This is a genomic window from Sphingobium sp. (assembly GCF_033795625.1).
Taxonomy (GTDB): domain Bacteria; phylum Pseudomonadota; class Alphaproteobacteria; order Sphingomonadales; family Sphingomonadaceae; genus Sphingobium.
This window is the reverse complement of the sequence record NZ_JARYGI010000061.1, coordinates 1-12,629: the sequence shown is the minus strand read 5'-3', so window position 1 is coordinate 12,629 and position 12,629 is coordinate 1. Positions and strand designations below refer to the sequence as shown.

General features: G+C 62.6%; 8 protein-coding genes and 4 pseudogenes. 7 read left to right on the top strand and 5 right to left on the bottom strand.

Going from position 1 to position 12,629, the window contains the following annotated elements:
- Positions 1-139 precede the first annotated feature (139 nt).
- Entirely contained in the window at positions 140-880 is a 741-nt protein-coding gene (locus QHC67_RS18055) for a TetR/AcrR family transcriptional regulator (RefSeq protein ID WP_319296435.1), read from the bottom strand.
- Between the two features lie 51 nt (positions 881-931).
- Between QHC67_RS18055 and QHC67_RS18050 the strand changes: the two are divergent.
- The 5 genes and pseudogenes from QHC67_RS18050 to QHC67_RS18030 all read left to right on the top strand — a co-directional run.
- Positions 932-1,588, top strand: a pseudogene (locus tag QHC67_RS18050) (TolC family protein); the annotation flags it as partial.
- A 754-nt stretch (positions 1,589-2,342) separates the two neighbouring features.
- Positions 2,343-2,858 (top strand): MipA/OmpV family protein, encoded by a 516-nt coding sequence (locus tag QHC67_RS18045; protein WP_413818572.1) that lies wholly within the window; start codon positions 2,343-2,345, stop codon positions 2,856-2,858.
- A gap of 133 nt (positions 2,859-2,991) precedes the next feature.
- Positions 2,992-4,233, top strand: a complete 1,242-nt coding sequence (locus QHC67_RS18040) for a phospholipase A (protein WP_319296434.1) — start codon at positions 2,992-2,994, stop codon at positions 4,231-4,233.
- A complete protein-coding gene (locus tag QHC67_RS18035) occupies positions 4,230-4,868 on the top strand; it encodes an RNA polymerase sigma factor (protein ID WP_319296432.1) in 639 nt (212 codons plus the stop codon). Before QHC67_RS18040 ends, QHC67_RS18035 begins: the two co-directional genes overlap by 4 nt.
- A gap of 106 nt (positions 4,869-4,974) precedes the next feature.
- Positions 4,975-5,367, top strand: coding sequence for a hypothetical protein (locus QHC67_RS18030; RefSeq protein WP_319296430.1), 393 nt, complete (start codon positions 4,975-4,977; stop codon positions 5,365-5,367).
- A 15-nt stretch (positions 5,368-5,382) separates the two neighbouring features.
- On the opposite strand, the pseudogene QHC67_RS18025 reads toward QHC67_RS18030, so the two are convergent.
- Positions 5,383-5,722, bottom strand: a pseudogene (locus tag QHC67_RS18025) (MerR family DNA-binding protein).
- 24 nt (positions 5,723-5,746) lie between these two features.
- A pseudogene (locus tag QHC67_RS18020) lies at positions 5,747-8,153 on the bottom strand (heavy metal translocating P-type ATPase).
- Between the two features lie 331 nt (positions 8,154-8,484).
- On the opposite strand from QHC67_RS18020, the gene QHC67_RS18015 reads away from it, so the two are divergent.
- Both QHC67_RS18015 and QHC67_RS18010 read left to right on the top strand, forming a co-directional pair.
- The gene (locus tag QHC67_RS18015; protein ID WP_319296428.1) at positions 8,485-9,330 is read left to right on the top strand and encodes a sensor histidine kinase; all 846 of its coding nucleotides are present in this window, start codon (positions 8,485-8,487) and stop codon (positions 9,328-9,330) included.
- Between the two features lie 1,022 nt (positions 9,331-10,352).
- Positions 10,353-11,117 (top strand): PAS domain S-box protein, encoded by a 765-nt coding sequence (locus QHC67_RS18010; protein WP_319296426.1) that lies wholly within the window; start codon positions 10,353-10,355, stop codon positions 11,115-11,117.
- Between the two features lie 307 nt (positions 11,118-11,424).
- On the opposite strand, the gene QHC67_RS18005 is transcribed toward QHC67_RS18010, so the two are convergent.
- Both QHC67_RS18005 and QHC67_RS18000 read right to left on the bottom strand, forming a co-directional pair.
- Entirely contained in the window at positions 11,425-12,006 is a 582-nt protein-coding gene (locus QHC67_RS18005; protein ID WP_319296424.1) for a S1C family serine protease, read from the bottom strand.
- A gap of 16 nt (positions 12,007-12,022) precedes the next feature.
- Positions 12,023-12,559, bottom strand: a pseudogene (locus QHC67_RS18000) (Bax inhibitor-1/YccA family protein); the annotation flags it as partial.
- Between the last annotated feature and the right edge of the window lie 70 nt (positions 12,560-12,629).

Here is a 12,629-nt window from a genome sequence, read left to right as displayed (position 1 = left end):
AAACTGGCAAAGGCAGCGCTTCATCAGCCCTCCGCTGCCAAACAGGCGTCAGAACGCGAGGTTGATAGAGGTGCCCCCTTTATTTCGCGGGTCGGCTTTTTGCGTCTTTTCCCAAAGATTCCTCGTTATCGAATTTCTCTCAACTCGGAGGTGGGGCCGGCTGATCCGGTGCGCCCAATGCGCGCATCAGCAGGCATGCCGTTTCGTGGCTTATCTTATCCACGTCGCTCGCCGGCGCAATCAGCGTGCGATGACCAAGGCCGAAGAAGCACGCCATCATGATCTCGACGTAGGCTTCCAGTTCACCCGCCGTTGCATCAGGTCGGGTGAGTGCGGCGAGACGGCGAACGCCATCGCGATAACAGACGACAAGCGCGTTCAGTCGGTCTGCGACGGAAGCATTGCGACAGGCTTCTGCAAGAATCTCGAAGGAAAGGCCGCCGTCACTCTTGATGATCGAGTCTTTCGCAATCGCCTTGATTGCCTCGAATACCGAATGCCCGTCCTGTTCCACCGCGCTGAAAATCGCGTGCATCTTTGCAATGCGCGCCTGCGTATTCTCTTCGACAAGAGCGATGATGACGTCGTCCTTGTTTTCGAACAATCGATAGATCTGGCCGATGCTGACCGCCGCCTCGGTGGCGAGTTCAGCTGTGGTCGTCGCGTGAAACCCCTTGGCGTCGAACAGCTTGCGGGCCGCCTTGATGATCCTCTGTCGTGGCAACTGCTCCTGCGACTTCTTGGCCATCTTTAAACGCCCTCTCCAAATATTTTGCTTGTTCTCATATCCAACCTGCTGCAGTGCCGCATACCGGAATGAGCCCTCATTCCGGTATGTTAACGTCGCAGATATGGTGGTCCATGCGGCATCCAAAAACAACCGCGATCTGGTTGGCGGTGGCTTTTGCCCTGGTGCTTACGGGCTGTGGCCAATCTTCTTGCGGACACGACCGTCGCCGCCGATCTGCTCCCCGGAGGGCGGGGCTCCAGCGGCGCCACGATCGGCAATCTCCCGAGTGGGCTGTCGTCAGAAGTGCTGCTGAGGCGTCCCGACGTCGCGGCCACTGAGCATCAGCTGCGTGCCGCCAACGCCAATATCGGTGCGGCGCGCGCCGCCTTCTTCCCCCGCATTTCGCTAACGGCCGCCTTCCGAACAATCAGCTCCGGCCTCTCGAACCTGTTCGGCAAGTGTAGCGACTATTGGTCCGTCGCGCCCTCCGCATCGTTCCCGATCTTCGATTTCGGCAGAAACCGCGGCAATCTTCGTTATGCCGAAGCGACGCGGACCGCGATGCTGGCGCAATATGAGCGCGCGATCCAGAGCGGGTTCCGCGAAGTGGCCGACGCACTCGCCCGGCGCGCTACGATCGATGCGCAGCTCGAAGCGCAGACGTCGCTGCGCACGGCGGCGGCCGGCGCATACCGGCTGTCCGAAGCGCGCTTTCGTTCAGGCATCGACCCGTTCCTGACCACGCTGGACTCTCAGCGTCAATTTTACAGTGCCGAACGGAGCCTGCTGGCCACGCGCCTTGTTCGCAAGGCTAATGCCGTCGAACTTTACCGCGCGCTTGGTGGCGGCCTGCGGTGAGACAGTCTTGACTGGCGTTCCTATAAAGCCTAGCCCATTAAAAAAGGACTGAGGGCTCATTCCGACATACATGAGAGAGGATCGCGCATTGGAGAAAGGCCTTCTTCTGCCATTCTCCAATGCCCCGGATAAGCGGCACAAAGCCGCTCCGGACCGCTTCGACACCATTTTTCCCTTGGGAGGCGGAGAGCCCGGCGAATCCTGCGCCCGGTTCCCGTCTGCCGACCCGCCAGTCAATAGCTCCCGAAATGCGCCCAAGCCCCCAGGAGCGCGGCGATCGGCTGGCGGGATTTCTGCAATCGCTGGATCAAAGGACATCCGGCTCGATGCGCAGCCGGAATGTAGTGCAGCAGGAGTAGCTCGCCTCGTCGAATGCCATCAGCACATAAGCTGGCCAGCGCAGTTATGTGGCGCGGAGGGATATGAGGGTGCTTCGCTCACCTGGTTGGAACGGAGCGCGATCTGGATCGGCATGAAAGATGCGGCCGCTGGCCATGCGCCGTTCCGCCCCGGATCAACCTGGACAGCGCGACTCTATCAGAACTGTCGCCGATGGACTGCTCAATCAAGCCCACTGCCGCTTGCCGATCCATATCTTGAAGCGCTGCGAAGCTTTGGTCTGCAAATCGGTCAGCAGCCCTCTGTACTGATCGAGGACAACCGTGAACCGGGGGGCCGTAACCGTTGATGCCCGTCTGGAGAGATATCGCGGTCTTCCTCGACGCCACGCCGGCGGGCGAACATATCGGTCGCCATGCGGCTATGCTCGCGCAACGTCATAAAGCGCACCTGGTACAGGCGGCGTGATGTCCCCGATAGCATCCGGCGCGTCTCGACCACGGCCGGTGGCCGGCTCTTCGCGAACCGCAAACTTGACAAGCTATCTTTCACGGTCGGCGCCACAAAGGCCGTGGCCGGGGGCACCCGGGGCGCGGTGGCGGATGCCAGCCTCTCTTTCGACCTACCCGTCTCGGACCGGATGACGGTGATCCCGACGATCGGCACAAGTTGGGCGAACGGCAAGCATATGAATCGCTATTTCGAATTCGACGCGGGCGAAGCCATCGCCTCCGGCCTGCCCTTCTATAGTGCCGGAAGCGGCTTCAAGGACGTATCGGGCCTCATCACCGCCAGCTATCGCCTCGATTCCCATTGGAGCCTTGGCGCGACAGGCGGCGTCACCCGGCTGCTCGGCGACGCCGCGCACGGCCCGCTGAACGAGCGCCGCTGGCAGCCGAGCGGCTTCATTTCCGTTGCCTACACCTTCTAAGTGCGCAGCCGGGTGCCCGCCGCGATGAGATCGAAGGGGTTGCTCCAATGAAGCTCTCTATCGTCGATCTCGCCACCATAGCACAGGAACGACAGCCAATTTTCGAATGTCATGCTGCGCAGGGGCTCGACCGATGATTAGATATGGTGGCGCTGTGTGCATCGCTCTCGGGTTGGCGGCGGGACCGGTCCCCGCGGCAGCGGTTACGACAACATCGCAGATTGAGCTTGTGATCAGTGCCGTGGCAGAGCCGGATGCCTCCGGCGCCGCCTCCATCGAGCTTCGCCTGCTCAACAGCGACTCCGCCCCCGAAACCATGGCCCTGCCGCCGCAGCTCGGCGCCGAGCTCACGCTCAACGGCAGCACTAGCAATATCAGCCTTGAGCGGGCGCCGCAGACGCCGGCTTCCGTGAGCGTGCCTGCCGGTGGCTTCACCAGGGCACGTTACACCCTGTACCTGCCACCGCATACAGCCGCTGGAGAGGCAGTGCTGGCCGTACCCGGATGGAGCGCACAGCGCGTTGCGTTTGCGGTAGGGGGGAGCGTGTCCGCTTCGCCGCTGGCGCGGGCGGACGGAGGCGCCGGTCCCACGACCCCTCGCCGGGACACGTCTGTCCCGCAGACGCACCTTGCGACCAATGACGTTGCGGCCGGCAATGCCTTCCTCCCCAATCTTTCCGCGTATGCGCCGATCTATGCCGTCTACGGTCCCGGTACGAACAGCGACGCCCGGCTGCAGATCAGCTTCAAATATCAGCTATTCGGCCCGCCGGCCTCGCCGGACCGGCGGCAATCCTGGGAGCAGGGGATCCACTTCGCCTACACCCAGCGCATGTTCTGGGATCTGGGGGCCAAGTCGTCTCCTTTCCGCAACATCGACTTCATGCCCGAGATGTTCTACCTCGCTCCAACCATAGGCATCGGGAGCGGCGTCTCGCTCGGTGGCCAAGGCGGCTTCCGGCATGACTCCAACGGGCGATCGGGTGCCGGGTCCCGAAGCCTCAACACGCTCTATGTGCAGCCGGTCGCCTCGGTTGCCTTGGGGAGCTACCGCCTCACCGTCGGTCCGCGTCTCTGGCTCTACGCCGGGAGCCTCAGCGACAACCCGGACATCAAGCGCTACCGCGGCAATACGGGCCTGTTTGCAGAAATCGGCGAGGACGACGGGCTTCGGATCACGACCAATACCCGGTTCAATTTCGGGTCTGGCAAAGGCGCGATCGATGCCGACATATCCTACCCGATCGATCGGCTGATCGGCGGAAACCTGAATTTCTACCTCTTCGGCCAGGCCTTCACCGGATATGGCGAGAACCTGCTCGACTATAAGCGCCGCATGACCCGCCTGCGGGTCGGACTGGCGATCGTCCGGTGAACGCGTTCAAGCACCGTCAAACGGGCTTCCGCCCACTCGGCCAACAGTCGGAGCGCATCGACGGCTTGTTGGACGACAGCTTTGGGGCTGGGCTGATCGAGCAGGCTGCGTCGCTCAGCGGCTATGCCCGCCGCCTCACCGGCGGCGCCGGTGCTGACGCGGACGACCTGTTGCAAGACACCATGCTCCGGTGCTGGGCAGCCCGCCGTTCGTTCGTACCCGACACGAATCTGGGCGCGTGGATGCGGACCGTGATGCGGAACAGCTTTCTTTCGGGGCGTCGCCGCGCCCGCTTCCATGCCGACCTTTCCGAAGATGCGTTCGACCGGGTTTTAGGCGTCGCCGAGGGGCAAGGCGCAGCGGTCGACTTGCGCGACGTCAAATGGGCGATTGGCGAGCTGATCCCCGAACAGCGGGTCGCGATCCTGTTTGCTGCCCAAGGGCTCTCTATCGAGGAAGCGTCGGCGAGGCTGGGTATTCCGGCGGGCACCTTCAAAAGCCGCCTGTGGCGCGGCCGCCTTCGATTGAAGCGACTGATAGAGCACACGGACACCCCATTATTGGATCGGGGCGTGGTGGAGAAGCATTCGAAGCCCCGTCCTCGACGGAACTGGAAAGGCGTGGTGATCGGCTAAGCTGCGCTCCTCAAAGGTCCCCAACCAGGTCAGTATGCGGCACGAGTCGGCGCACAGCCGACTCAGCTCGACTCATCGGGCTCGCGCGCGGTGGCAGGATCAGCTTATGGAACGCCGGATCATGCACAGTTGTGGGCACGAACAGACCCACTCGATCTATGGGATGTTCGCGGCCGACCCCGGTCGCCGAGCCGCCCGCTCCGCACGGCAGAAGTACAAGCCGTGCTATGACGCGAGCCGGAAGGTGGCTGAGGAGGCACAGGCGACGGCGGACACGGCTATCGTCGCCGAGCTGACCTTTGTCGGTCTTCAAGGAACCCCCAAACAGGTCGCATGGGCGGAGACGATCCGCGTCGAACGCATTGCCGCATTTTGCCGACGTGGGCACGAGGGCACCGACCGGCTGGCGGCCGTTGCTGACGCGAAGTGGTGGATCGACCATCGCGACTCACCTGATGATGGGTTGCTCGCGCGTTGTCCGATCGGTGACGCCACCTGATCGACCAAGTGGCCTTCAACCCGCCAGGCGTTCAATTATCGCGCAGTCCGGCCGATCATCCCCATGACAGGCACCCGCGAGCTGTAGCAGCGAGCTTCGCATCGCCTCCAGGGCGCGTGCCTTGCGGCCGAGCTCGGCCGCCCTGCCTTCCGCGAGCGCCTTCACTTCAGCGCTCGACCGTTCCCGATCGGACCAAAGGCCGAGCAGTGTGCGGATTTCCTCGATCGGAAACCCAAGGTCGCGCGCGTTGGCGATGAACCGCAGGCGATGAACGTCCGCGTCCGAATAATCCCGGTAGTTCCCGCTCCGCCGGGGGCGCGGGCACGAGGCCGATCTTCTCGTAATGGCGGATCATGCGCTGTGAGACGCCGCCCGATGTTCACAGCTTCACCGCGTTAAGCCGCAGGGCGTTCAGCACCACGGTGAACGACGAGAGCGCCATCGCCGCACCGGCCAGCATCGGCGACAGCAGAATGCCGGCCACAGGGTAGAGCACCCCGGCCGCGACCGGCACGCCGATTCCATTGAACAGAAACGAGAAGAACAGGTTCTGGCGGATATTCCGCATCGTCGCATGGGCGAGCTTGCGCGCCCGCACGATCGCCGACAGATCGCCGCGCGTAAGCGTTATGCCCGCGCTTTCGATCGCCACGTCCGTTCCCGTCCCCATTGCAAGGCCCACGTCGGCTGCGGCGAGCGCCGGGGCGTCATTGATGCCGTCGCCGGCCATCGCGACCTTGGCACCGCTGGCTTTCAACTCGCCGATGATGCGCGCCTTGTCTTCGGGCCGCAGATCGGCGCGCACATCATCGAGTCCCCCAACGGCACGCGCGACCGCATCGGCCGTCCCCCGATTGTCGCCCGTAAGCATAACGACGCGCAGACCCTCTTTGCGAAGGGCGGCAATAGCGTCGCGGGCCGAGGCGCGCACGGGATCGGCGACCGCGAGCAGTCCCGCGAGCGCCCCCTCGATCGCGACCAGGATGACTCCCGCCCCTTCGCCACGATGACGATCGGCCGCGGCATCGAGCGGCTTGGGATCGACACCGATCCGGCGCATTTGCGCGGCATTGCCGATCACGACCGAGCGGCCGTTGACCGTTGCGCTGACACCCAGGCCGGTTTGCGAGGCGAAGTCCGAGACCGTGCCGAGCAGTAATCCCCGCTCCTTGGCGGCGACGACAATCGCGTGAGCGAGCGGGTGTTCGGATTGCCCTTCGACCACTGCGGCAAGCGCGAGCATGTCGTTCTCTCCGATCGCGCCGACAGTTCCGACCGCGATCAGCTTAGGCTTGCCTTCCGTAAGCGTGCCCGTTTTATCGATCACGAGCGTATCGACCTTTTCAAGCCCCTGTAAGGCTTCCGCGTTCTTTACCAGCACGCCAGCCTGCGCGCCGCGTCCCGTGCCGACCATGATCGACATGGGCGTGGCGAGCCCGAGCGCGCACGGGCAGGCGATTACCAGCACGGCGATGGCGTTAAGCAGGGCATGGCCCATGCGCGGCTCAGGGCCGACCAGCGACCATACCACGAACGTCACCACCGATATCAGCACGACCAGCGGCACGAACCATCCCGACACCCGATCGGCGACCGCCTGAATCGGAGCGCGGCTGCGCTGCGCTTCCGCGACCATGCGGACGATCCGCGCCAGCATCGTATCCGAGCCGACCGCGCGGGCTTCCATGACCAGGCTACCCGTGCCGTTGATGGTGCCCCCGGTGACGGCTGCCTCGACTTCCTGGAGGACCGGCGCAGGTTCGCCGGTGAGCATGGATTCATCGACCGACGAGCGGCCGTCGACCACCACGCCGTCAACCGGGATGGCTTCGCCGGGACGAACCCGGAGCCGATCGCCGGCGGCCACATCGGCAAGGCCGACCTCTTCCTCAGAGCCGTCATGTCGCAGGCGGCGCGCCATCTTGGGGGCGAGATCCATCAGGGCGCGGATCGCGCGCCCTGTCGCCGCCCTGGCGCGCAGTTCGAGCACTTGCCCGAGCAACACCAGCGCCACCACGACGCCGGCTGCCTCATAATAGACCGGGACCATAGCCCCGTGCATTCGGAACGTCGGGGGGAAGATGCCCGGCGCGAGCGTTGCGACCACGCTGTAGAGGAAGGCGGCGCCGACGCCGATCGCGATCAGCGTGAACATATTGAGGTGGCGGGTGCGGATCGAGGCCCACCCCCGCTCGAAAAACGGCCAGCCCGCCCACAGCACGATCGGCGCGGTAAGCGCGAGCTGGACCCACGGCGAGGCCGCAGGACTGACGATGTGCAGCCCAAACATTTCAGTGAACATAGAAACGACGAGCAGCGGAATCGTGAGCGCGCCCGCAACCCAGAGACGGCGCGTGAAATTAACCAGTTCGGGATTGGGGGCGTTGTCGAGCGAAGGATCTTCCGGTTCGAGCGCCATGCCACAGATCGGGCAGGTCCCCGGCCCTTCCTGGCGGATTTGCGGGTGCATGGGGCACGTCCACATCGCCCCCGGCGTTGCTATCGGCGGGCTTCAGCTTGTCGCTGAGATATGCGTCAGGGTTGGCGACGAACTTAGACCGGCATCGGGCGCTGCAAAAATGATAGGCGCGCCCCGCATACTCTGCATGGTGCGCCGAAGTCGCCGCACCGACCGTCATCCCGCACACCGGGTCCGTCACCTTGGCCGCATCGTCGGGCGCTGTAATGCCCGAGCACCAGGATGAGGGCGCAGCAGCCGGTTCGACCGCAGGCTTTGTCGAGCACCCGCAGCCTCCGGCATGGGGATGGGAATGAGGTTGGTTCATGGCGCGAGTCTCCTTCGACCGAAGGCATGTAGGGTCTGACACCGTGTCAGGGTCAAGGCCCTTCCCCGCGAATATCGCTAAAGCGACAAGCCGAAGCGCGGCCCGATGCCGACGTATTCAGTCTCGTGTGGCGTTCCGTTAGTGTAGGCCAATAGCGAGATCGTTGTGGTGCCGGGCGGCATCGGCCGCTGGGGAGAAAACCGTTGTCGCGATCAGCGATCAGTCTGGACGTTGAAGAGATACTGTCTCTGATTGGTGATGGGGTCGTCAGTATCGATCAACAGGGCGTCGTTATCCTATTCAATCGAGCTGCCGAGGAACTCTCGGCTATGTGTCGGCAGAGGTATTGGGACAACCCATTGAGGTGCTTATCCCGAGGCGCTTCCAAGACCGGCATCGAACCGAAATCGTCGGCTTTGTCTCGGCTGCTGCGTCGACACATCGTTCGATGGGTGTGGGCCGCGAAGTCATGGGGATGCACAAGACTGGACGCGAGTTCGCAATAGAGGCAACGCTGTCGAGCCACATGGTCGCCGGACAACCAATTTTCACTGCCGCGGTGCGAGACGTTACTGAACGGCAAACCGCCGATCAAAAGCGCCAGTTGGTCGCCGGGGAGGTCGCGCATCGACTTCGCAATACGATGGCAGTCGTTAACTCAGTGGTGTCGATGACGGCGCGAGGTGCGGTCTCAGTGCCAGATTTCGAATCAACACTGGTAGGCCGATTTTCCGCAATCTCGCGCACGAATGATGCGCTGATCTGCGGAACGCAGAACAATGCGTGCCTCCGCGCGCTATTGCTTTCGGAACTGGCCCCGTTCCAGGATCAGGGCGGTCGTATCACGTTGGTAGGCCCGGACGTCCAGATCGAGGGTAAGCTCGCTTTGGACCTCGCTTTGATCTTTCATGAACTTGCCACCAATGCTGCAAAATACGGAGCACTTTCTATTGCCGATGGAGTGATCGAGGTAGACTGGGAAGTATCTTTGAATAATCCCCCCGCGCTAGAGTTGGTTTGGCGAGAACGTGGTGGTCCGGAAGTTAGATCACCCAAAAAGGTGGGATTCGGAAGTAAGTTAATCTCCCGGATTTTGCGTGGTTATGGAGGGGTAACTAAAATTGTGTATGATCCGAGCGGTGTCTACTGCACAGTCTCTTTACCGACGCTAAGCTAGATTCTGGCTCCATGCCGATCGCGCCCGAACACCGCTGGCTCTATCCGATCGACTGGCCCGAGCTGTCGGCGCTGGTCCGGTTCGGCCGCGCTGGGGGGCGCTGCGAGGGCTGCGGTCGTCCGCATGGGCGACCGTCTGCCACCTGGGCGACGGTCGTTGGTGGGACGCCGATCGCCGTTGCTGGCGTGACGGGAAAGGCCGGCGCGTCCGCTCGCCGGGGGATAACGTCGTCGCGTTCGTACGCTCAACGCGGGTCTATATTGCCTGCGCGCACCTGAACCACGATCCGACCGACAACGCGCCGCGCAACCTGGCCGCGCTCTGTCAGCGCTGCCATATGATCCATGACGCGGCCGAGCATCGACGCCGGCGCTGGCTGAATGCCTACAGGCGGCGTGCGATCGGCGACATGCTGGCGGCTATTGGATGTTAATGGGAAAGGGGCTATATAGGGATCGGCTTCATCGGCGTCGGTCGATGCACCTACCTGAGCCCGTCGCGCTGTGAACGCGGCGGGCTCAAACTTTTCGAAGAGAAAAGATGGGGCGGGAACCCTGTGAAGATCCCCACCCCGTCAGATCAGCTCTTACGCTGACCCAGCTTCACAATTGCGACCACAAGCGCGAACGCTGCGATCGTCAATTGCACGGCTTCATATGCTGTCAAATCGAATACACCTCCTTTGGACGGCAGGATTAGCGAAGGGAGCTGTGAACTTCCCAACGCTGCCGCCCACGGGCGCTGTAGCCTGCTCTCTCGATTTAGGGGAGATTTCGACCGCCGGCGATGGGGCCGGACCTGGGCGCGACGGTGAGGGGAAAAGGGGTCCGATTATCACCGGACCCCCGATCACTGGTCTATAACCGCTACACGCGGTACTCTTGGTCTGTACGGCGTCGGCTTCATGGGTCTCTGATAACAACCGCCGGAATTTGTTATACAATGGAAACGAGCTACTAAAGGACGCACCCGGAAATCCTGGGCGCAGCGGAGCTACGGAAGCCCACCGCCAACGCCAAGCGTTGGAAGCCGGTGCCTGGCTCGCCGCGATCGTTGAGAACAGCAGCGATGCGATTCTTTCCAAGACGCTCGATGGGATCATCATGAGCTGGAACGCCGGTGCCGAGAGGCTGTTCGGCTATACCGCCGACGAAGCTACCGGACAGCCGATCACTGTCATTATCCCTGAAGACCGCCTTCACGAAGAAGAGGCAATCATCCGCCAACTCCGTGCCGGTGCGCGGGTCGAGCAGTTCGAAACGGTCCGCCGTCATAAAGACGGCACTCCCGTGGAGATTGCGCTTACCGTGTCGCCAATCATGGATGAGGCCGGCAACGTCTTGGGTGCGTCCAAGATCGCCCGTGACATTTCCGCTGCGAAGCAGGCTGCGTCACGCCAGGACCTCATCATCCGGGAGATGAATCACCGGATCAAGAATCTGTTCACATTGGCGACGAGCTTGGTGGCGGTCAGCGCCCGTGTTACGCGAAGTACCGACGAACTGGCGGAGGACCTGACCGCGCGCCTCCATGCGCTTTCCCGGGTGCTAGCGCTGGCGCTTCCCGATCTCTACGAGGACGGGGCGCGCGGGACGGGTACGACCCTGCCGGCGCTCATCGAGGAGGTACTCACTCCCTATGACGACGACGATGGCTTGCGGATAGTTGTCGAGGCGATTCGGTGCTGGTTGGCCATCAGGCGGTGCCGACCCTGGGTCTCCTCTTCCATGAACTGGCCACCAACGCTGCCAAATATGGTGCACTCGCATCGATGGACGGGCGACTGACGGTCGAGATTCGAGCGCTAAACGATATGGCCGAAATCCGGTGGCAAGAAGCCGACGGGCCTTTGCGCGACGTTGCCGCGCCTGTGTCGGAAGGCTTTGGAAGTTGGCTTGAGCGGGCGAGCGTCACCACCCTTCGCGGAACGCTCGACCGCGTTTGGCGGGAGCGCGGTCTAGAGATTCTGATACGATTCCCCATCGCTCAAATTGGACTTTGAAATCCGGCAAGTGTGATTGCACGGTGCCTATTCCTCACCACATTCAAGCCCGTCGTGATGTTGCGGCGTTCTAATGAGGCACCTGAGTAACTCTACTTTGGCAGAGGCTTCCCGGATATGCGTTCAACCACCGAGCGCACCACGCGAGAAAGCACCGCTAGCCCAATGCCGACATTGCCGCCGCCAAGGGCGATGATGGCGCTGTTCACTCCGACAGCCTCGCCGCGCATGTTGATCAACGGCCCGCCCGAATTACCGGGATTTATTGGTGCGTCGGTTTGCAGGTAACGCGGGCCGCCTTTGGAGGTCGCGCGCAACCCACTGATGATGCCCGCGGTGACCGTCTGGCCTACCTCGAACGGATTGCCGATAGCGACGACATATTCGCCCACCCGCGTCAGGTCGGAATTACCAAGTGCAAGCTGCTTGAGCCCACGTGCAGGAATGCGCAGTACGGCGATGTCGGTACCGGATCGCTGCCGAGGAATTCGGCCTCTATTTGCCGAGCGCCAAGGCCAACGGCAATGGCGCTCGCGTTTTCGACGACATGATGGGCTCAGTGCAAGAACGCCGCGCAGCACGAGCCATCCCCAGTTGCGGCTGAGCAGCGAATAGCCGGTGCGGGCATCGCTGCCCACACCGGTTTTACGGATCGAAGTTGCTTCAAGTGCCATCTGCTAACCTCTCTGGTCATTCCTCGCGCTGCCCGAACAGGCTTAGCAGCAGCTGGAACAGGTTGATGAGGTTGAGGTACAGGGACAGGGCGCCCATCACCGCCAGCTTGTCCGCCCGCTCAGACCCGGCATAAGCCAGGTACTCGCTCTTCAGGCGCTGGGTGTCCCAGGCGGTTAGCCCCGTGAACACAAGCACGCCGCCAATCGAGAAGATGAGCTGGAGCGTCGTGGAACCGACGAACAGGTTGACGAGGCTGGCAAACAGCACGCCAACTAACCCGGCCATCAGAAATGTGGTCCAGCGAGAAAGGTCAACATGGGTCGTGTAGCCCCACAGGCTCATGGCAGCGAACACCGCCGCCGCGCTGACGAACGCCAGTGCGATGCTGGCGCCAGTGAAGACGAGGAAAATGCTCGCCATCGACATGCCCATTACGGCGGCGAAGGCATAGAAAGCCGCGCGTGCCTGTGCTGTCGTCATCTGCTCAACGCGGAATGAGAAGAACAGCACGAAAGCCAGCGGCGCGAAGATGGCCACCCACTTGAGTGGACTTGTAACGGTTTTGCGCCGGTCACCTGAGCGATTAGAGCTCGCAACAGGAGACCGACGAGATGATCAAGCA

Coding starts and splice junctions, on each gene's coding strand:
- QHC67_RS18045 (WP_413818572.1), top strand. CDS start 2,343: ATGCGGCTATGCTCGCGCAACGTCATAAAGCGCACCTGGTACAGGCGG.
- QHC67_RS18040 (WP_319296434.1), top strand. CDS start 2,992: ATGATTAGATATGGTGGCGCTGTGTGCATCGCTCTCGGGTTGGCGGCG.
- QHC67_RS18030 (WP_319296430.1), top strand. CDS start 4,975: ATGGAACGCCGGATCATGCACAGTTGTGGGCACGAACAGACCCACTCG.
- QHC67_RS18005 (WP_319296424.1), bottom strand. CDS start 12,006: ATGGCACTTGAAGCAACTTCGATCCGTAAAACCGGTGTGGGCAGCGAT.